A 19,914-nucleotide genomic window follows, 5' to 3' on the forward strand; every position below is an offset into this window, starting at 1 on the left:
CTTATTAACTGGCAATATACAGATTCCAAGAATCAATTATCTTTAAAAATTATTTCTACACTTTCCCTCATTTTCTACATCAATGACTACTAAATCAATTCTGGAAAGTTTCACTCAGAAAGGAATTTTGCCTGAAGAACAGGCTGTCCTTATTACCGAATATGAACGTACCAAATCATTTTCCATCCACCGCGAACTCCGGGCTATTCTCTACCTTGGCATCACACTTCTGACTACCGGCCTGGGAATTCTGATTTACAAAAACATAGATACAATTGGGCATCAGGCGATTATTGCGCTAATCGCTGCGTCGATAATAGCCTGTTTTTATCACCTTTTCAAAAACAGACAACCTTTTAGCCGGGGAATGGTAATAAACACGGATCAGTTTTCAGAATATATACTTATTCTTGCCTGCACATTATTCCTGACACTTGAAGGATACCTGCAATATCAATACCAATTTTTTGGCACCCGTTACGGCATTGCAATATTCATTCCAACCGTACTTTTCTTTTTCCTGGCATACAGATTTGATAATAAAGCTGTGCTTTCCATGGGCATTACCGGACTAGCTTCCTGGCTTGGTCTGACGATTTCTCCCCTATCGGTTTTGGAAAAAAATGATTTCACCGCACCGGGAATTATCATTACAGGCATCGTTCTCGGTATAGCGTTAGTGGTAATAAGTTGGCTTTCAGAGAAAAATGATATAAAAAGTCATTTCGGATTCACTTACATGCTTTTAGGAGGAAATCTGGCAGCAATTTCGGGATTAGCAGGGCTATTTAATAATGATCCAAAAATCATCTATTTCCTTATTACAGCTGCTTTGTGTACATTTCTAATCCAAAATGCCAGAAAAACGCAGTCTTTGATTTTTTTACTGATGGGCGTGATTTATGGATATATCGCCGTAACGTACGCTGCCTTTGTGTTTTTGCCCGACTCAGTTTTGGCGGCTTTAAGTATTTTCTACTTTCTCTTTACAAGTCTCGGCGTATTATTTTTCCTTTTGAACGTTAAAAAAATCCTCGGACTAAAAAAATGAAAAAGCCCTATAACGAAACATGGATTATCAATCTCAATATTCAAAACATCAGTCAGTCGTGGCTTAAAAAGAATTTGATAACCTTAAAACAATTAGAACAGATAACGACTGATTTTCCCGAGTCATTTTACAAGCCCGGAATATTTGTAAAAACCGGCCTTTTTCTGTTTACGATTTTGGCTGGATCATTCTTTTCGGGTTTCATTTCTCTGTTTTTTCTCGAAAACAGTACCGATAAAATTTTCACTGTAATTAGTATTGTGTGCGCCATCTGTTACTTTTTTGCTTTGGAATACGCAATAAAAGACCGTAAACTTTTTCACTCCGGCATCGATAATGCGTTGCTTTACATGGCCGCCGTTGCAGCGCTTGTTCCTGTATTTTTGACTTTTGATCATTTGAAAATCTGGCAGTATTGTTTGATTGTATTGATCGTGAACAGCTTTCTAGTGATTCGCTATGCTGATATTCTAATTGCATTTATTAGTGTGGCTGCATTGTACGTGATGTTTGCTAATATCATTCTTGCCTCTCCGCAACTGAAACCGATATTGCCCTTCTGCCTCATGCTAATTTCGGCTATTATTTATTTCCTAAACCAAGCCGACTACGGTTTGTATTACAAAAATTGTCAGCTCGTTATAAAAACCGTAGCATTGATGGTTTTTTATCTGGGAGGCAACTATTACGTTGTCAGAGAAGGAAATGCATTGTTGGCGGATTTACTTACTCCAATTGCTCCGCAGATTCCGTTTTCTGCATTGTTTTACATATTAACCACTACCATTCCACTGACTTATATCTATTTCGGACTGAAAAATAAAGATAGAATTTTGTTGATCACTGGCTTGTTAACAACCGCCTTTTCAGCTTTTACTTACAGGTATTATTTTGACATAATCCCCATGGAAATTATCCTGATCCTGGCGGGTTTTGTATTGATAATTCTCACTATATCTTGCATTTATTATTTCAAAACGGCCAGATTCGGACTTTCTGATGAAAAAAGTGAAGGCCAAAATATTGCAAACCTGGAAGCCTTGCTTATCGCCCATCAGTTTGGGCAAGCTCCAACCGGAGATCATTTAAATTTTGGTGGTGGCGACTTTGGTGGTGGTGGTGCAGGAAATTCATATTGAGAGGCCGAGAATTTGATTTCCCTCCTACTCCGCTTAACTTGCAAAAAAAACTTATTTATGAAAAAACAGCTTCTTCTATTTTCTCTTTTAGTAGTTACTGCAACCGGTTACGCTCAGAACACAAAAAAAACTTCCGGAAACCCCTTATTTCCAGGATGGTATGCAGATCCGGAAGGAATTATCTTCAACTCAAAACCACACGGAAATCAGTACTGGATCTATCCAACCTTTTCCGCCCCTTATAAGGATCAGGTTTTTATGGATGCATTTTCTTCCAAAGATCTCGTAAGCTGGACCAAACACGCAAAAGTTTTAGACACGTTAAATATAAAATGGGCGAAAAAAGCGCTCTGGGCTCCATCCATTATAGAAAAAGATAAAAAATATTATATGTTCTTTGGAGCCAACGATATCCAAAGTGACAATGAATCCGGAGGAATTGGTGTAGCAGTTTCTGATAAACCGGAAGGACCTTTTAAAGATTATCTGGGGAAACCACTGATCGATAAATTCCACAATGGTGCCCAACCAATAGATCAATTTGTATTTAAAGACAAAGATGGCCAATATTATCTTTATTATGGCGGCTGGAAACATTGCAATGTGGCCAAACTGAAAAATGATTTTACCGGGTTCATCCCTTTTGAAGACGGAAAAATCTTCAAGGAAATTACCCCGGACAGTTATGTCGAAGGTCCATTTATGTTTATCCGTAACGGAAAGTATTACTTCATGTGGTCCGAAGGTGGCTGGACAGGACCTGACTATTCAGTAGCTTATGCGATAGCAAATTCTCCATTTGGACCATTTAAAAGAATTGGAAAAATTTTACAGCAAGATCCGCGAGTGGCTACCGGAGCCGGGCATCATTCCGTAATTCAGGTTCCGGAAAAAGATCAGTGGTATATTGTTTACCACCGCCGTCCACTTACTGAAACAGATGGAAATCATCGTGTTACCTGTGTTGACTTAATGACATTTGATGCTAAGGGAATGATAAATCCCGTCATCATTACACGAGAAGGCGTAAAATCACAGCCTTTGAAATAAGTGAATTAAAAAGGGTGGGCACACTCATTTTTTTTCTTCCAAAATCAAATACAACCGTCCTGATTAAACCAACCTTTTTTAAGCTGGCCTTAAAAAAGGTTGGTTTAAATTTTAGCTTTCCAATCATTCCTGAATTCTTCACAATCATCCGGTTGAATTTGTTGTAATATAAATTTAAAACAAGATTTAGACATCCGGAATTTCATTATTTTGGAACGCTAAATAATTGCTGCTGTTATTAAGAATATACGTTTTTTAAATTTAAAATTCCTTTTATTAAGTTAATTTCAAAAAAACTGTGTTCAAACCCATTACATGGAATGCTTTTTGCTATTACCATTCGACAAAGAGTAAATCGGGGAAAAGATGTTTAATTAAGAGGTTAAAAAATGAAACCACAGAAAAGTCGAAACATTTATACAAATACGTCATTTAAACTTTGCAATTATTTTTAATGAGCACGAAACAAAAAGATCATGTTTTCACGAAAAATATAGACCATGCCCTTCTATCCGTATTTAATGGCTATAAATTTTTTATCCGATTTTTCAAAGAGGCCTTCCGGGGCCGCATGGAATTCCAGGAACTGGTTAAGCAATGTTACGCTATCGGCTATAAATCTTTAATGCTTATCGGCATGACAGGTTTTATCACCGGGATGGTTTTCACAAAACAATCAAGGCCATCTCTTGCAGAGTTTGGCGCTACTTCCTGGCTGCCTTCACTAGTCTCCATCGCGATTGTCCGCGCACTTGCTGCTTTGGTAACAGCGTTGATCAGCGCCGGAAAAGTTGGTTCCAGTATTGGCGCTGAACTTGGTTCAATGCGCGTAACTGAACAAATTGACGCGATGGAAGTTTCTGCAATCAATCCATTCAAATTTTTGGTTGTAACCAGGGTTTTGGCTTCTACGATCACAATTCCTCTTTTGATGTTCTATTGTACGCTGGTAGGCTTAATGGGTGCTTTCTTAAACGTATACCTTAATGAGGGTACAAGTGCAAGGTTGTTCATAGAAAAGGCTTTTGAACAAATAACCTTTCTGGATCTTGGGACATCGGTTGCCAAGGCGGTTGCTTACGGTTTCACTATTGGAATTGTGGGCTGCTATCAGGGTTACAATGCAACAAAAGGAACTGAGGGCGTTGGAAAGGCTGCTAATACTTCGGTGGTTTTATCCATGTTCCTGATCTTTATTGAGGAAGTGATCATTGTACAGGTATCAAATTATTTCAGGGCTTAGGGATATATGCAAAACGATAAAGAAAAAGGAGATCCGATAATTTCGATAAAAAATCTTTATAAATCTTTTGGTGACCTGAAGGTCCTCAATGGCGTGAACCTTGACGTATACAGCGGCGAAAACGTGGTTGTCCTCGGAAGATCCGGAACAGGAAAATCCGTTTTGATCAAGATTATAATAGGATTATTACAACAAGACAAAGGTACCGTCGAAGTACTGGGAAAAGAGGTTTCAAAATTAAATCAAAAGGAACTGAATGATCTGCGAAGAAAAATTGGTTTTTCATTTCAGAACAGCGCCTTATACGATAGTATGACGGTTCGTGAAAATCTCGAATTTCCTCTTGTCCGAAATGTAGCCGGTTTAACAAAAGCACAAGTTAAAGAACAGGTTGAATCAGTTCTGGATTCCGTAGGGTTATCCCAGACAATTAACCAGGTTCCTTCACAACTTTCAGGTGGACAGAGAAAACGGATAGGTATTGCGAGAACGCTTATTTTACAACCTGAAATAATGCTGTATGATGAGCCTACCGCCGGACTTGATCCGATAACTTGTATTGAAATCAATGAACTGATCAATGAGGTTAAAGAAAAATATAAAACAACCTCCATCATTATAACACACGATTTGACCTGTGCAAGACAAACTGGTGACCGGGTAGCTATGCTGCTCGATGGGCAATTTCAGCAAACAGGTACATTTGAAGAGGTATTTGCTTCGAAAGAAGAAAGAGTTAAAAGTTTTTACGATTATAATTTTATTCAATAATGGAAACAAGCAATAGAAAACGCTCCATCGTAGTAGGTCTTTTCGTAATATTAGGATTGGCTATTCTACTCGTCGGGATTCTCACGATAGGAAGTATGAAAAAAGTTTTTTCATCGAATATAACCGTCAAAACTATTTTTGAAGATGTAAACGGTCTTAAAGCCGGGAACAATATCTGGTATTCCGGTGTGAAGATCGGAACAGTAAAATCACTCCGCTTCCTTCCCAATTCTCAGGTAGAAGTGATGATGAACATTGAAGAAAAATCACAGCAGTTTGTCAGAAAAGATGCACTGGCCAAAGTTGGTACAGATGGACTTATTGGAAATAAAATTATAGTAATTTATGGCGGAACTCAAAAAGTGCCATCCATAGAAGACGGTGATCAGCTGGCCGTTGCAAAAGTAGAAAGCACGGACGAAATGCTAAGTGTACTTTCCGAAAACAATAAAAACCTTTTGTCAATTACAGATGCGTTCAAGAAAATCAGTAAAAATATTCTGGAAGGAAGAGGTACCGTTGGTATGTTGCTGAATGATGAAAAATTGTATCGTGATGTGGAATCAACTTTGAAGGGATTGAATAAAGCATCTTCTAACGCACAGGCACTTACAGCTTCACTTTCAACCTATACTGCTAAACTGAATCAAAAAGGCGGTCTTGCAAATGACCTGGCGACCGACACAACCATTATGCATAGTGTGCGGGCAACAATGGTGCGTCTTGATCAAACGGTAAGTTCTGCGAATGCGATGGTCAACAACCTGAAAACTGCCAGTGCTGACATTAATTCAAATTCCAAAAGTCCGATTGGCGTATTACTTCACGACGAAGTAACGGCGTCAAATCTTAAAAGCACGATCCTGAACCTGGAAACGAGCACATCAAAACTGGATGAAAATATGGTCGCTTTGCGCTCAAACTTCCTGTTCCGCAGATATTTTAAGAAACAGGACAAGAATAAAGCCAAACAGGAAGAAGAATTAAAAAAGCAGGAGATGAAGGCTGATACCGGATCTGTTAAGTAGAAATATTTGAAATAATTAAGTTAAATACTAAGCTATCGCGGGCTAATTTTTAAGAAAAAAAAGATAAATTAATTTATACTACAAATTAATAAAAGAACTCCATCTAAATTTGTATTTGGTAATGACTTTTAAAAAGCTCGGGTAAGGATCAGTTATGGTTCACCGATTCAAGTATAAATTAACTCTAATTTTAACCCGTAATAATATCTGAATGGCACTCCAACTGAATCCTGCACTCGACGTTAATTACCTTAATCAGGTATATGGTGATGATGCGTCAATTGTTCAAATTATTTTCGAAGCATTCTTATCCGATTCTTTGCCTCGCTGGCAGGGTTTGCAGACAGTTTTAGAAGACGAAAATCTGACAGAGGCAGCTAGTATCGTTCATGGAATCAAGCCTTCCTTTACGATGGCAGGTCTTACCGGCATCAGGCCAAAAGTTGAAGAACTTGAAAAAGCCATTCACGCCGAAACCGATATTAATGATCTGATCGCTCACTATCACAGAATCAGCAAAGATGTTTATTCGATGACACCTATTTTGGAGCAGGAAGCTGAAAGATTGGGGAAGCTTTAAAGATATTTAATATAAAAAGACCGCATAATTCCTGGAAATGGATTATGCGGTCTTTTTAGTGATATAGCTTTCAAGAAAACTCAGGCAGTTTTCCTTTTTGACTTTTCCCAGGCAGCACTTTGGCTCCCTTTAAAATATCGGACAATTCCGGCTATAACCGCGTAATTCATCACACAGAAATAGTATGGAACAAATAAAGCCTTAATTTTAATCTTCCGTTTTTCAAGCAGCCATCCGGCCAAGGATGCACCATAAAATACTACCTGACCAAAAAGAATAAGAATATAAATGGGATTCCCGGATCTCAGACAAATAATAAAATTCAAAATAAACACCAAAATCATCAGAAAGGGCGTTGCCGTCCAGCGCAAAACACGATGACTTACATATTGAAACCAGAGTAGCGGATGCTCAAAAGGAGTCATCAGTTTCTTGAGACGCAAAATAGATTGAATCCCTCCTGCCGCAATGCGGACTTTTCTTTTCAATTCTTCTTTAATATTGTCTGACGAAAGTTCGGAGGCGTATGCTTCTGGTTCATAAATAATGCGATAACCCTGCTGAGCAATAAGCATGGATATCATGAAATCATCAAGAATTGTATCCGGCTCAACTTCCTTATAAAGCGATCTTCTGACACTGAACAACTCTCCTGCCGCACCAACGACTGAATATAACTCAGAATCCCATTTTTTTAGCATGGACTCATATTTCCAATAAAATCCCTCTCCTGCTGTGGCATCCGAAACGTCGTCCTGTAAAACCCTTTTTTCTCCCGAAACAGCACCAACTGTCGGATCAGCATAATGACGCGCAATGAGTAACAGGGCATCTTTGTTCAGAAAAGTATTGGCATCTGTATAAACCACGATCTCCGTATTAACTTCATGCATCGCCCGGTGAATGGCCATAATTTTTCCGCTTCTGGCAGCAGAATGCATCAATTTAATTTCAGGATGTCGGGCAATCAAATCAGGTGTCCGGTCTGTTGAACCATCCGTAACAAAAAGAAGGTTTAATTTCCCCTGTGGATATTTCAGGTCAATCGTGTTCCGAATTTTTTCTTCAATCAATGATTCTTCATTATATGCAGCTACCACAAGTGTTAACGTAGGAAAATCCTGATCAAGGCTCGGGTAAATCCGCTTTCCTTTCACGATCCTTCTGATTCTCACCAAGACATAAAGCACAATTCCGTAACCCAGGAAAGTATAAAAAACGATAAATAAACTGATCCAGAAAAGAATTTCCATTGGTTAAGGTTTTACGGTATAGCCCAGATTCGTGCTGTCTGTGTTATTAGAAAAATGCCAGGTAATGGCGCTGATAAATACGGGAATAAATTTGTATTCTTTATGCATCAGATAATGAATGATATTTCTCGGAAAAACCGTCGCCATGAAATAGCAACAAAATATAGCAAAATTTGCTGTCGAAGTATTTTTACGAATAAATAGAATTCTGTTTCTTGTCATAAAAAATTCTTTCAACGCCGATCTTTTTCCAACTGAGATGGATTCCTTGTGAAATATCAGCGCCCGAAGGTCAACATGTATTTCATATCCGGCTTTTCTGATACGTTCGCACCAGTCTAATTCTTCGAAGTATAGAAAATAATTTTCCGCCATTAAACCTGCTTTTCCGATTGCTTCTTTTCTGATCATCATGGCAGCGCCATGCGCATAACCGGTCGGTCCTGTTAGAGAATCATACTGGCCTTTGTCTTCTTCAAACTGACCGATACAGGAGTTGCGCCCCGTGTAATAATTCATTTGCGTGTAACCGGCATATTGCAGCATTCCCGGCTGATCAAAATAGTGTATTTTTGGAGAAACAACACCGATAACAGGATTCTCATCGAGTGCATTAACAAGAATTTCTATAAGTGTTTCAGTAACTTCGGTGTCATTATTTATTAGAAAATAGTAATCCCCCGCAGCCTGTTTTATTCCAATATTATTACCTCCGGCAAACCCGGTATTTGCATCGGAACGAATAAAAATAACATCAGGATATTTCTTTTCCCAAGCTGGCACCGGATTCTCCTTACTGCCGTTATCAACAACGATTATTTCCAGGTTCTGATACGAATTGACTTCCTTTAATGACCTTAACAGATCTTCTGTAATTTTTGGCTGATTAAAATTTACTGTAACAATGGAAACTTTTTTCATCACAAATAAGACGAGTAATTTTACAGCAAAAACAAGAATTTATTTTATCAATTTTGTAGAATTATTTCAAAATTAACAATAAAAATATAGCTTTAAACAAAATATAACTTTTGAAAGAAATTTTCAATTAAATATTATTTCAAAAGTTACCACATGTGGTTAAAACATAGGTTATCATAGATAAAGTGAAAATTCCCCGATTACTTGATTCTAATAAAATTTCTATAAACAATTCAGGCGAGCCGCATCAGGCTGGTCATGAGCATCAGTTATTGGAAAAAAAGATTCAGGAACTCATTGAAGCTATTGAAGTTTCCAACATATCCAGCCAAAGTTCCAGACACTATCAGAAAAAGATTTCTGATGCATTCCAAAAATCTCTGCTTATACCCAAAGAACTGGCACCTTTTAAAGAACTGGATCAGGATAACAATTTGTCAAGAGAAGAGCTGCTTGAAGGACTGGAAAAACTGCTTTCGGAAAATACATTTGACAGTGACGTAAGCAAGACATACCTTCGCAAAAATACAATTCAAAAGGGCGTAATGTTTATTCTGGCTATACTGCTTATCATTGTGGGATTCGCTATGATCATTATGCCGGCGCCACCAAGCTTTGAAATTTTCACCGTTTTTTATTTTAATGCAAATGATGGAGTCACGATTATGGATCTGGTTTCATTACTCATTATTTTTGGTGGAGTACTTGTATTTGTTCTAAATTTCAACAAAAAATGATCACCCTTCCGGAATCTCCTGCATCTGTAAAAAAAATACTTCTGGTAGAAGACAACCTTCTTTTCAGAAAGGTTATGGAGGCATCTTTAAAAAAAGCCGGCTATACCTGTGTATTGTGCGATTCTGCTTCGGCTGCCTTGCTTTTGTTGCAACATGAAATACCAGACCTGATACTATCGGATTATGATATGCCGGAAATAAACGGTTTCGACTTTCGTCAGGCAGTTTTGCTGAATCCCAATATTCGGGATATTCCATTTGTGTTCCTTACTTCTTTTACCGACAATTCATTGGTTCTGGAAGGCCTGAATATGAACGCATTGGATTATATCAACAAAGAAACACCTCTGCCGGTTATCATTTCGAAGTTAAATAATATTATAAAATCCCTGGAAAACGAGCACATCAGATCCATCCGTGAATTACGAATTGCAGCTGAAACGCTTAATGTAAAGTCTATTCCAACCTCAAGCCCAACAGTTCCGGGATTCAGGATTTATTTCTGGCATAAAGGTTACCGTGGTTATCCGGGAGGCGATTTTATAGATTTCGTTCAGGTCGATCAGCGGTATTGCTTTGCTTTTCTTGGCGATATAATGGGAAAAAAATGGAAGGCCTGGTTTTTCACTTTCGGATTTCTGAGCTATATACGTGCAGCGATCCGGTTTTGCGTTCTGGATAATGATTTCACACTGGATTCTATCGTCACTAAAATTAACAAACTGGTTTACCTGGATGAAAGTCTTCAGAATATTCTGTCGAGCCTGTCTCTTATATTGCTTGACAGTGAAACCGGCGAAATTCATTATACCGGTGCGGGTGACCTGCCTCTGATTTACTTCAAACCAGCCGATTTAATTCCCAAAATGCTGCTTTCTTCTGGTTTGTTACTCGGCCTGCTTGAAGACGGAATGTATGACAAACAAATCATCAATATGAAAAGCGGCGACCAACTTGTTATTTTTACAGATGGGATGATTGATATACCCTCCAACGGATCAAAGAAAAGTGATTATCCTTTCTTTGTAGAAAAAATCAGCCCGTTTTTAGGCGATCCGAATAGTTTTGAATTAATAAAATCTAACGTTTTAGAAAGAATTGATGATAGTAACCAAATGGACGACGCCAGCATCATTTTTATAGAAAAACAATAACCCTCATGATACTTCAAGTTAACGACCTCGAAAATATTGTACAGGCAACTATTTTGCCGGAAGAAGCAAGTCTCGCAAATGCCGACATGTTTAAAGAAGAAATGATAACACTTATTGCCAACGGCGCCAGGCTTATCATCGTAAGTTTTGAAAATGTGAACTACATAGACAGTTCCTTTCTTGGGAGCCTGGTGGTAGCTTTAAAATATGCAATGCCCAGAAAAACAGATATTTATCTGGTGGCATTGAAGCCGGATGTCAAAAATCTTCTCACATTGATCAGAATGGATAAAGTTTTTAAAATTTTTACAAGTTACGAGCAGGCCATGGAAACATTTAATTTGTAAATGAAAAAATATAGTCACACGAAGTCATTTATATTCCATAATAAAGCAGAAGGGTTAGCTTCGGTTGTGAGAAGCTGTGTCGAGTATATTGAGGAACAAAATGAGTTCTTGGGTGTGCCGGTCGCTATTCATTCAAAAATAAAATGGGCGATTACAGAATTATTGATCAACGGGGCCAAACATTCCGGCTCAGAAAAGAGCCGCCTGAACCTGAATTTCAATAAAAATAATCTGACTATCGAAAAAGAAGATTCCGGGACCCCACTTACCTTGAAAGTTAATTCAGGTACTTTGAAATTGTCGTGGCCGTTGGATGAAAATCTTGTAAATCAGCATTTTGAAGTATATCGAAATGGAATGGATTCGTTACGTGTTTTCACAGAAAATAAAAAAAGCGCTTTTTTTATCGTTGTAGAAGTTGAAGATGAAGAAATGCCCTTACTACTGGTAAACACCAGTGAGCATTTTGGGTTAATGATTATTGCGAAAGCCTCGGACCGGTTTACGTATTCTTATGAAGGAAAAACGAGGAAAAATGTATTTAGTATTAGTTTTGATTATCAGGCATGAGCGATTTAAAAACCCAAAGGCACCGGTTCGAAGTTTTAGATATGTTTCGCGGAATATTCGCCTCGTTGGTATTTCTTTTTCATCTTGGCCCCTTTGCGGATACACGTATCCTTAACAACAGCTTCGTAGAAAATTCTGATATGTTCGTGGATTTCTTTTTTGTGCTAAGTGGCTTTGTAATCGCATACAGCTATCAGTCCATGCCTGATTTGCAATCATTAAAACTGTTTTTAACCAAACGGATTTACAGAATTTATCCGCTTCATTTCGTAATGTTATTAGCATTTGCAGGAATGGGAATAGCAAAAAATTTACTTAATCCTTATGTTAAAGTAAACAATCTTGTCAATCCGGCTAATACAGTTTATACCTTTTTCACTTCATTATTTCTGATTAATTCTACACCTCTTCCTGGCGTTAAAGATGTAAGCTGGAATATTCCTAGCTGGTCCATCAGTGCTGAGATGATCGCATATCTGGTATTTGGAATGCTGGTGGTTTTTATCTGCTCTTCAAAACAGATATCGAGGCGCAATTCTTATTACCTTCTTGTGGTGGTGATATCCCTGACCGGATTGTGGTTTGTATCGGAAAGTTTTCAGATCAATTATAGTTTTAATTACGGATTTCTGCGAGGGATTCTTGGCTTTTTCACAGGAGTTCTTTGTTTTAATCTTTTTAATCAAACAAACGAAGCGCTTAGGAAACTACCGGCTTATCTATTTTCTATTTCTGAAATAGTGACGATTACTGTGATCACAACTTGCATTTGCAAGGGAGAAGAATTAAAACCGCTGGGAGCGATTTTTGAAGTTTTATTCTTTGCCTGTATTTTTATTTTTTCGTTCGAAAAGGGAATTATTTCTTCCGGTTTAAAAAACATTGGGCTTTTGAAAAAACTGGGACAATACTCCTATTCCATTTACATGACCCACGCTTTTCTGATCAGTATATTCAATGTCTTGTTTATTAGAATAATTAAATTACCTCCGACTTCCTATTCGTGGTTATTTATTCTGAATTTTATATTGATCTACTTCGTATCCGCGTGGATGTATAAAAATGTTGAAATGAGATTTCAGTATAAAAAGTCAAAAAACACAAATGGCGGAAAGGAGAATGCACAAGTTGAATTAAGAGGAGATATTTGATTTTTTTGAAACAAATTTCAGCCAATATGTTTTTACTATTATTACTGCTTCTGTATAACCGGTAGTAAAAACACTTAAAATACCAAATGGTTGAAAACGGTTAAGTCCCCAATATCCGATACTTATTCCGATAAAAGTAGGCACAATATTAGCCAACGCAACGCCATAAATGTTACCAGTTAAATATATACCGGTAAATGTTGCCGATACACTACCAACCAGCATTAATATTACCTTAATAAAGTTAATCTTAGGCTGATGAATAACATCGAGGGTTAATGCAAAAAATCTATCCAGCGGATACAACAAAGCAAAAGTCATAAAAAGACGCATGATATTGGCAGCTTCGGTACCGACATATTTACTACCTCCTATTATTTGTATTGCAACATCAGCCAAAACTACCGCCCCCAGGCAAACTGGCAAAAGTGCCACAGTAATAAGGCCGGCATACCGCTTCATAGTATGAATAACCAATTCCTTATTTTCCGCATTATATGCAGCAGAAAGTTCGGGCATTCCGGTTGCAGCAAAACTTCTTAAAGGTATCTCTATAATTTCCATAAGGCGCTGGCCCAGATTGAACACCGCCAAGGCTGCCGGCCCGAGCATGAAATTTACAATCATAGTATTAGATGTACCGAACAAATTTGAGCTCAATGTTGTGCCAACACTATATTTACCGAAGTGAAAGATCTCACTAATACACGTCCAGGTTCTATATTTAAAATCTGAAATTCTTGACCAACCTATAAACATTGTGAAAAGGCTTGTAAACGAAGCTCCGGCCAAATAAGCATAAATAATGTTTTGCAAACTAGCTGTTTTTGTGAGCGTCATTACAATTACAAAAAAAATAAATATACCTTGAGTTAAAAATCGAATGTATAATAAATGATCGAATCGCTGTTCAGCCTGAACCACACACGAGGAAATAAAGGAAGGCAATGAGGCAACGTATATTATGCCAAACCATTCTATGAACAACAACACAGATGGATTCTCAAAATAAGATGACAAAAGATATGCCGGAATATTTAATAAAACCAGAATAGCAGTTATTGCCCCTCCAATAAACCAGGCCGATCCAACCACTTCCCTTTTTCTCTCAACTGTCGCCCCTGAGTAAAATTTGATAAAAGCAGTAGTTAGAAATCCAGATCGAAAGGTATCTACAAGAAGAAGAATTGAGAGAAAAAACACCCACATACCTATGCTGGCCACAGAAAGTGCCCTGTATAAAATAATCATATTCAGCATTCCCAATACTGACATTATTCCGTTTCCTGCAAGCGAAAGGAAATGTTTATTTCTTAATTTTTGTAAAAGTTGAGAAGCCATTTAACATTGAGGAGTAAACCAATTTTTTGCTGAGAAAAAAGTAAATATGACATTTTTTATTGATCAATTTTCTGGTAACTCTAATTATTTCAACGGTTCATTCAACTAATTTAATTTTTATTTAGAATTTTTGCCACAAAAGGCGTTAATTTATATGACAGTTTACTCAACTTATGATAAAAGACTTTACTCGATTTTCAGCCTTATTTAAACGCATATCCCCAATACTAATAATAATCCTGTTGGCAGGTGTTTTCTTTCGCATTTTCCATTACTTTGATAACCGGTCACTTTGGGAGGATGAAGTATTCCTTGCATCAAGCCTGGTCAGAATGTCTTTCCATGATCTTGCCACTCTCCCATTAGATTATCAACAACGTGCACCTATTGGTTTTTTATGGTTAGTTCGATTAAGCGTCATTCTCTTTGGGAATAAGGAAATGTCTTTAAGATTATTTCCTCTTATTTGTGGAATATCTTCTATAATCTTATTTGTACCTGTTGCAAGGTATTTCGTTCGAAGTAATCATGGAGTGATGGCGGCTGTCTTTATTGTTGCTATAGCGCCTCCCCTGATTTACCATTCTGTGGAAGTAAAACAATATGGTACAGAATTTCTGGCATCAGTATTGTGTCTATTTTTATATGTTCATTTTTATCAGAAAAACGGAATTAAAAACTTGCTTGTCTGGGGGATCACAGGGGGAGCTATTTTGTGGATCTCCTTCTCGGCACTATTTATTTTAGCAGGAATTGCAATTGCCGTTTCGCTGACATTTTTAATAAAAAAGGAGTGGAAAAATTTGTTTCTCCATTTAATTCCTTTTTCCATTTGGCTGTTCAGCTTTGCTGTTCAATATGTTTTTTTTCTAAGCAAGTTTCCTGAGGAAGAATGGCTCCTCCAATTCTGGCGGAACAGAGAGGCGTTTATGCCTATTCCACCAAAGTCTTTACATGATATTTTATGGCCGTTTATTCAAATTTACTCTTTAATTAGATATCCTTTGGGGTTAACCTGGATCGATCTGGATTATAAACATGAATATAATCCTATATTACGCGTCATGTTGAGACAACCCTTTTTACCAATTCTGGTTGGCCTTCTCGGTCTAAAAGAATTATTTGTCCGTCAAAAACAACATTTACTTCTATTCGCATGCCCGGTGATCCTGGCTCTTATTGCATCGTCATTGGAGCTTTATCCGTTAAAAGAAAGATTAACTGTATTTCTTGCTCCAATATTTGTAATTGTTGTTGCAAAAGGGGTGGACGCGGTCTATCGGCTTCGAACTCATTCCACCATGAAAAATATACTAATTATAGTCTTAATCGGAGCTCCGCTTTTTAATTCGACACGTCAGATTATTAATACTTCTCTGTTTGGCGATTACAAAAAATCAAGACAACGAGAAGCCATGCAATACATTCAGCAACGGTACAAAAAAGGAGATGTTGTTTATGTTTATTGGAATAATCTGCCTTCTTTTCTTTATTATGTCCAAACTTACAACTTTTCCTTCAACACCATTTATGGAAAGGATTTCAGGAAAACATCAACTGACTTTAGAAGTTATTTTAACAGCCTGCAAGCTGATTTTAGTAAAATTAAGGGGAATGAAAGGCTCTGGTATGCCTACAAACCCTACAATAGTCTAAAAATTGGGGATATCGAAAACCGTCCCAACTGGTATTATTACAATGTAGATGCAAATTCGAAAGTGCTTGATGAGTTAGCGAAATTAGGTTCGGTTAAAGTCTCGTATCCTTCATCAGATCAGGAAACAGATATTCGGCTCATCTTATATGAACTTCCACTACAAAAAAAATAATCCCCCGGTTTTGATTTCATTTATATATTTTCCAACGTTATCTAACAGACATGAGTTTATTTGGTTTACCGAAATGGATTTTACCACACCTATTTAAGGATAAACAATTTCAGGATTTAACCGATTTGGAAATTGAAAATCTTAAATTGTCAATCAGCCGGTTTAAAGAGGAGCAGCCTGAGATTTCTGTCGTGATTCCAGCGTGGAACGAGGAAAATAATATTTATCGTACCCTTTCTTCTTTGTCAAATAGCACAACAGGCTATAAAGTTGAGTTGGTTGTCATCAATAACAACTCCACAGACGCAACTCAGCTGGTGCTTGACAGACTAGGTGTTCGAAACTATATGCAGCCTATTCAGGGAACACCATTTGCCAGACAAATGGGCCTGGAGCTGGCTCGCGGCAAATATCATCTTTGTGCTGATTCCGATACGTTCTATCCACCGGACTGGATCGACCTTATGGTTGCACCAATGGTTAAGGATTCTGGTATTACAGGGGTTTATGGAAATTATTCGTTTATTCCTCCCGAAAATCAAAGCAGATTTGGCCTTTGGCTATATGAACAATTCGCCGGCATAATGATTCAAATCCGTAAAAAGAACAAAGAATATCTGAACGTATACGGTTTCAATATGGGATTCGTAACTGAAATTGGCAAATCCACTGGTGGTTTTAAAGTAAGTGGTTCGAGGGTTTATGCGAACATTGTTGGAAGCGATTATCAAAATGAAGCGGAAGATGGAAGAATGGCACTAAATTTAAAAAAGGCAGGTAATCTAAAAATGGTTACATCCTCCCGGGCCACGGTCTTCACATCTCCGCGTCGACTTTTGGATGACGGAAGTATTGCCAAAGCTTTCTTGAACCGGGTAAAAAGACAATTAAAAGGAATGCGTAACTACCTATCCAAATAACTAAATTAACCCATGGAGCATATTTTTCCGGATACTACTTTGCTTATAACGCACTATAACAGAAGCGGATCGCTAGAGCGTTTGTTGTCAACCTTTGAAAATCTAAACTGTAAATTTTACGAAATTGTAGTTTCAGATGATGGCAGTCGCCCAGAACATCTAAACAAGGTAGTTGCCATCAAAGATCGTTTTAATTTTAACTTGGTCACTACACCAATTAATAAAGGACTCGGCAATAATATTAATAAAGGGCAGGACATGGTACGGTCACCCTACACGTTGTACGTTCAGGAAGACTTTCAGCCGTCGGATATTTTTCCAACTCATTTTGAAGATGCACTGACCTTTATGCATGAAGATTCAAATCTGGATATTGTAAGATTTTATGCATACTTCATTTATCCAAATTTAAAGCCTTTCAAAAAGGGTTACTCAGAAATGGTATTTTCAAAATGGGACATGAATCATATTAAATTTTATTATTACAGTGATCATCCACATTTACGGCGCAGCAATTTTTTAGACAAATTTGGCAGATATCCGGAAGGTTTAGATGTAAATGTTACAGAGTACAAAATGGCAATCAATTTTTTGAAAAACAGAGGCAAAGGCCTGTTTTATAACGAGTTCACAACATTATTTTATCAAAAAAATTCACCTGATGAACCTAGCACCTTTGACAGGCCAGATTGGAAATTAAGTAAAAACCCATTGGTAGTTATTTCAAGGCTTATTTATTTGCGCTACCGCTGGTTAAAAAACACGATAGATCTGGCATTAGCGAAATAGAATGACTTTCTAGACTATGGAAAATAAATATTTTTTTAAACAGGTCACCCTACTTATTACTCATTATAACAGAAGCCAATCATTAGGGCAACTTTTGGAATCATTTAAAGATCTGGATTGCAATTTTGAAGAAATAGTTGTTTCTGACGACGGAAGTAAGCAAGAGCATCTTGAGAACTTAAAATCGTTACAGCAAAATTATAATTTTCGTCTTGTCACAACCGCCAAAAACAAAGGGCTTGGTAATAATATAAACAAAGGGCAAGATGCGGTAAAAACAGCATTGACACTTTATGTTCAGGAAGATTTTACCCCAACTTCTATTTTCCCAAAAAGCTTTCAGAATTCACTGGAACTTATCAATTCACACCCTGATATAGATGTAATACGTTTTTACGCCTATTTTGAGTATCCTTTCTTAAAATACCTGGAGCACGGATTTTACGAAATGACATTTAAAGTTTGGAAACCTGGATATAAAAAATTCTATGTTTACAGTGACCATCCACATTTGAGGAGAAGTAATTTCTTTAAGAAGTTCGGGAGATATATTGAAGGCGAGAAGGGAGATGTTACTGAATACAGCATGATGATGTCTTTCCTTAAAAAAGGCGGCAAAGCTCTTTTTTATAAGGACTTCACCGGTTTATTTGTTCAAAAAAATTCAGAAGAAGAGCCTAGTACAATGAAACGGAATATGTGGCGTGAAAGTAACAACTTTTTTCTTTCGCAATTGAGGCATTTATACCGGCATTTAAAGTTCAATTTAGACTATCTAAAATAGCAATTGACTGTAATTAAACCTCGTTCAACTATAAATATGGGCTTGGTATTCAGGAATGATTCTCAACTGCATTAATAGCATTATAAATTTCTTTAACACTGTTTTCCCAAGTGTGTGATGAAGCAAATCTCCGTCGGGCATTAACTTTTTCCGAGGAGTTTTCATTCAGAGCTAGTTCTATAAGTCTAATATAATCTGATTGCGTTTCTCCAAGATAAACGTAATCAGCAAACACACCCATAGCATCTGTTTTTGTTGCCACTACGGGTTTCCCAACTGCAAGGTATTCGTCAATTTTCCTGGGATAGTTGCCTATAGTTACCTCATTAAGCAGTTGCGGATTCAAACAAACATCAAAGGATTTAATATAAGCCGGCAACTCCGAGGTATCCTTAGATCCCAAAAAAATCACATTCAATAATTGGTGTAAACTACTTTTTTTAAATTCATCATCTTCCGGCCCCACAAGCACTATGCTCCAATGGGGTCTGGATGTTGCAATAAAATGAAGAAGATTCATGTCAAGCCTCAGGTTTTGCAAGGCACCCACATACCCAATTCTTGGACCGTTGATCGAACGGATATCCTCTGGCTCTTCGTCAGAGGCATTCATAAAAATTTCCAGATCGCAGCCTTGCCCAATGTAAAAAGATTTGCTATTATATTTTTTACAATAATCTGCCAAGTAAGTTGAATTTGCTACACAAAAATCACTTTTGGCAATGAGTTTAGGTTCTAACTCAGCACCATGTTTTTTCCAATAATCAACTGCCAGCATAAAATCCCTCGAGTAATAAATAGAAAGTCTAGGCTTAAGATATTCTTTCATATAAAAACTCCGGAACATGTCATTATCATTGAAATGAATGTAATTCTTAAATCCCAATTCCACAGTTGCTTCAGCAATCGAAGTGGCGAATACCCGGTTATTCCACTTATTAAATATATTAAAAACCCAATCGAAAGAAAGCCAGTTGATCGATTCTATAATACTGTCAGGATAGAGCACCCAAAGGTTTTCTTGTATTTTTTCCAACCCCGGCCGTCTCTTTTTAATCACATCCAGCCGTTTGGTAACTTTTAGATCGTTACGATTAGACATCAGGCTGATACGGTCCAGCGGCGAGTTCACATATAAAACCCTATTTTTCTTAGCGAACTCTAAGGCAATGTTTTTACAGTTACTCCCAATTTCTACGTCCCATGCCTGTTGCCCGGTGATTACGATATCCATTTTTTTTATTAAGTTGAGTAAG

At 37.4% G+C, this 19,914-nt stretch carries 20 protein-coding genes; 16 read left to right on the top strand and 4 right to left on the bottom strand.

Annotated features, from left to right (window positions below; translation table 11 throughout):
- The first annotated feature begins 82 nt into the window (after positions 1-82).
- From FDK13_RS20935 to FDK13_RS20965, 7 genes are all read left to right on the top strand, one after another.
- On the top strand, positions 83-1,051 hold the full coding sequence (locus tag FDK13_RS20935; protein WP_137341969.1) for a DUF2157 domain-containing protein: 969 nt from the start codon (positions 83-85) through the stop codon (positions 1,049-1,051).
- Positions 1,048-2,190, top strand: coding sequence for a hypothetical protein (locus FDK13_RS20940; RefSeq protein WP_137341970.1), 1,143 nt, complete (start codon positions 1,048-1,050; stop codon positions 2,188-2,190). The genes FDK13_RS20935 and FDK13_RS20940 overlap by 4 nt, the downstream gene beginning before the upstream one ends.
- A gap of 57 nt (positions 2,191-2,247) precedes the next feature.
- Positions 2,248-3,240, top strand: a complete 993-nt coding sequence (locus tag FDK13_RS20945) for a glycoside hydrolase family 43 protein (RefSeq protein WP_137341971.1) — start codon at positions 2,248-2,250, stop codon at positions 3,238-3,240.
- A 454-nt stretch (positions 3,241-3,694) separates the two neighbouring features.
- Positions 3,695-4,483, top strand: coding sequence for an MlaE family ABC transporter permease (locus tag FDK13_RS20950; protein ID WP_137341972.1), 789 nt, complete (start codon positions 3,695-3,697; stop codon positions 4,481-4,483).
- Positions 4,484-4,489: 6 nt separating this feature from the next.
- Positions 4,490-5,254: an ABC transporter ATP-binding protein gene (locus FDK13_RS20955; RefSeq protein ID WP_137341973.1), complete on the top strand. Its 765-nt coding sequence runs from the start codon at positions 4,490-4,492 to the stop codon at positions 5,252-5,254.
- On the top strand, positions 5,254-6,282 hold the full coding sequence (locus tag FDK13_RS20960) for an MlaD family protein (protein ID WP_137341974.1): 1,029 nt from the start codon (positions 5,254-5,256) through the stop codon (positions 6,280-6,282). Before FDK13_RS20955 ends, FDK13_RS20960 begins: the two co-directional genes overlap by 1 nt.
- Before the next feature lie 211 nt (positions 6,283-6,493).
- Positions 6,494-6,862: an Hpt domain-containing protein gene (locus tag FDK13_RS20965; protein WP_137341975.1), complete on the top strand. Its 369-nt coding sequence runs from the start codon at positions 6,494-6,496 to the stop codon at positions 6,860-6,862.
- Between the two features lie 80 nt (positions 6,863-6,942).
- Here FDK13_RS20965 and FDK13_RS20970 read toward each other — a convergent pair whose 3' ends face one another.
- Entirely contained in the window at positions 6,943-8,115 is a 1,173-nt protein-coding gene (locus tag FDK13_RS20970) for a glycosyltransferase family 2 protein (RefSeq protein ID WP_137341976.1), read from the bottom strand.
- Positions 8,116-8,118: 3 nt separating this feature from the next.
- A complete protein-coding gene (locus tag FDK13_RS20975; RefSeq protein WP_137341977.1) occupies positions 8,119-9,036 on the bottom strand; it encodes a glycosyltransferase family 2 protein in 918 nt (305 codons plus the stop codon).
- 185 nt (positions 9,037-9,221) lie between these two features.
- Between FDK13_RS20975 and FDK13_RS20980 the strand changes: the two genes are divergently transcribed.
- From FDK13_RS20980 to FDK13_RS21000, 5 genes are read left to right on the top strand one after another with little or no spacing between them, the layout of a single operon-like run.
- Positions 9,222-9,773, top strand: a complete 552-nt coding sequence (locus tag FDK13_RS20980) for a hypothetical protein (protein ID WP_229216145.1) — start codon at positions 9,222-9,224, stop codon at positions 9,771-9,773.
- A complete protein-coding gene (locus FDK13_RS20985; protein WP_137341978.1) occupies positions 9,770-10,927 on the top strand; it encodes a response regulator in 1,158 nt (385 codons plus the stop codon). Before FDK13_RS20980 ends, FDK13_RS20985 begins: the two co-directional genes overlap by 4 nt.
- 5 nt (positions 10,928-10,932) lie before the next feature.
- Complete coding sequence (locus tag FDK13_RS20990; protein ID WP_137341979.1) at positions 10,933-11,274, top strand: STAS domain-containing protein; 342 nt, start codon at positions 10,933-10,935, stop codon at positions 11,272-11,274.
- Positions 11,275-11,844: an anti-sigma regulatory factor gene (locus tag FDK13_RS20995; RefSeq protein ID WP_137341980.1), complete on the top strand. Its 570-nt coding sequence runs from the start codon at positions 11,275-11,277 to the stop codon at positions 11,842-11,844.
- Complete coding sequence (locus FDK13_RS21000) at positions 11,841-12,995, top strand: acyltransferase family protein (RefSeq protein ID WP_137341981.1); 1,155 nt, start codon at positions 11,841-11,843, stop codon at positions 12,993-12,995. Before FDK13_RS20995 ends, FDK13_RS21000 begins: the two co-directional genes overlap by 4 nt.
- On the opposite strand, the gene FDK13_RS21005 is transcribed toward FDK13_RS21000, so the two are convergent.
- Positions 12,978-14,336, bottom strand: a complete 1,359-nt coding sequence (locus FDK13_RS21005) for a lipopolysaccharide biosynthesis protein (RefSeq protein ID WP_137341982.1) — start codon at positions 14,334-14,336, stop codon at positions 12,978-12,980. The two genes, FDK13_RS21000 and FDK13_RS21005, sit on opposite strands and share 18 nt — an antisense overlap.
- 173 nt (positions 14,337-14,509) lie before the next feature.
- On the opposite strand from FDK13_RS21005, the gene FDK13_RS21010 reads away from it, so the two are divergent.
- The 4 genes from FDK13_RS21010 to FDK13_RS21025 are packed head-to-tail and all read left to right on the top strand — an operon-like array spanning position 14,510 to position 18,658.
- Positions 14,510-16,165, top strand: coding sequence for a glycosyltransferase family 39 protein (locus FDK13_RS21010; protein WP_137341983.1), 1,656 nt, complete (start codon positions 14,510-14,512; stop codon positions 16,163-16,165).
- Positions 16,166-16,215: 50 nt separating this feature from the next.
- Positions 16,216-17,085 carry a glycosyltransferase family 2 protein gene (locus FDK13_RS21015; RefSeq protein WP_137341984.1) on the top strand — a complete coding sequence of 290 codons (870 nt, stop codon included), beginning with the start codon at positions 16,216-16,218 and terminating at the stop codon, positions 17,083-17,085.
- Between the two features lie 12 nt (positions 17,086-17,097).
- Entirely contained in the window at positions 17,098-17,874 is a 777-nt protein-coding gene (locus tag FDK13_RS21020) for a glycosyltransferase family A protein (protein ID WP_137341985.1), read from the top strand.
- 16 nt (positions 17,875-17,890) lie between these two features.
- Positions 17,891-18,658, top strand: coding sequence for a glycosyltransferase (locus FDK13_RS21025; RefSeq protein ID WP_137341986.1), 768 nt, complete (start codon positions 17,891-17,893; stop codon positions 18,656-18,658).
- 49 nt (positions 18,659-18,707) lie between these two features.
- On the opposite strand, the gene FDK13_RS21030 is transcribed toward FDK13_RS21025, so the two are convergent.
- Complete coding sequence (locus tag FDK13_RS21030) at positions 18,708-19,892, bottom strand: glycosyltransferase (RefSeq protein WP_137341987.1); 1,185 nt, start codon at positions 19,890-19,892, stop codon at positions 18,708-18,710.
- Positions 19,893-19,914: the final 22 nt, after the last annotated feature.

Origin of the sequence: Dyadobacter frigoris, assembly GCF_005280585.1 — a bacterium.
GTDB lineage: Bacteria > Bacteroidota > Bacteroidia > Cytophagales > Spirosomataceae > Dyadobacter > Dyadobacter frigoris.

Bases quoted from the DNA above. Each gene is read 5' to 3' on its own strand.
- FDK13_RS20935 (WP_137341969.1), top strand. From the start codon at position 83: ATGACTACTAAATCAATTCTGGAAAGTTTCACTCAGAAAGGAATTTTG.
- FDK13_RS20940 (WP_137341970.1), top strand. From the start codon at position 1,048: ATGAAAAAGCCCTATAACGAAACATGGATTATCAATCTCAATATTCAA.
- FDK13_RS20945 (WP_137341971.1), top strand. From the start codon at position 2,248: ATGAAAAAACAGCTTCTTCTATTTTCTCTTTTAGTAGTTACTGCAACC.
- FDK13_RS20950 (WP_137341972.1), top strand. From the start codon at position 3,695: ATGAGCACGAAACAAAAAGATCATGTTTTCACGAAAAATATAGACCAT.
- FDK13_RS20955 (WP_137341973.1), top strand. From the start codon at position 4,490: ATGCAAAACGATAAAGAAAAAGGAGATCCGATAATTTCGATAAAAAAT.
- FDK13_RS20960 (WP_137341974.1), top strand. From the start codon at position 5,254: ATGGAAACAAGCAATAGAAAACGCTCCATCGTAGTAGGTCTTTTCGTA.
- FDK13_RS20965 (WP_137341975.1), top strand. From the start codon at position 6,494: ATGGCACTCCAACTGAATCCTGCACTCGACGTTAATTACCTTAATCAG.
- FDK13_RS20970 (WP_137341976.1), bottom strand. From the start codon at position 8,115: ATGGAAATTCTTTTCTGGATCAGTTTATTTATCGTTTTTTATACTTTC.
- FDK13_RS20975 (WP_137341977.1), bottom strand. From the start codon at position 9,036: ATGAAAAAAGTTTCCATTGTTACAGTAAATTTTAATCAGCCAAAAATT.
- FDK13_RS20985 (WP_137341978.1), top strand. From the start codon at position 9,770: ATGATCACCCTTCCGGAATCTCCTGCATCTGTAAAAAAAATACTTCTG.
- FDK13_RS20990 (WP_137341979.1), top strand. From the start codon at position 10,933: ATGATACTTCAAGTTAACGACCTCGAAAATATTGTACAGGCAACTATT.
- FDK13_RS20995 (WP_137341980.1), top strand. From the start codon at position 11,275: ATGAAAAAATATAGTCACACGAAGTCATTTATATTCCATAATAAAGCA.
- FDK13_RS21000 (WP_137341981.1), top strand. From the start codon at position 11,841: ATGAGCGATTTAAAAACCCAAAGGCACCGGTTCGAAGTTTTAGATATG.
- FDK13_RS21005 (WP_137341982.1), bottom strand. From the start codon at position 14,336: ATGGCTTCTCAACTTTTACAAAAATTAAGAAATAAACATTTCCTTTCG.
- FDK13_RS21010 (WP_137341983.1), top strand. From the start codon at position 14,510: ATGATAAAAGACTTTACTCGATTTTCAGCCTTATTTAAACGCATATCC.
- FDK13_RS21015 (WP_137341984.1), top strand. From the start codon at position 16,216: ATGAGTTTATTTGGTTTACCGAAATGGATTTTACCACACCTATTTAAG.
- FDK13_RS21020 (WP_137341985.1), top strand. From the start codon at position 17,098: ATGGAGCATATTTTTCCGGATACTACTTTGCTTATAACGCACTATAAC.
- FDK13_RS21025 (WP_137341986.1), top strand. From the start codon at position 17,891: ATGGAAAATAAATATTTTTTTAAACAGGTCACCCTACTTATTACTCAT.
- FDK13_RS21030 (WP_137341987.1), bottom strand. From the start codon at position 19,892: ATGGATATCGTAATCACCGGGCAACAGGCATGGGACGTAGAAATTGGG.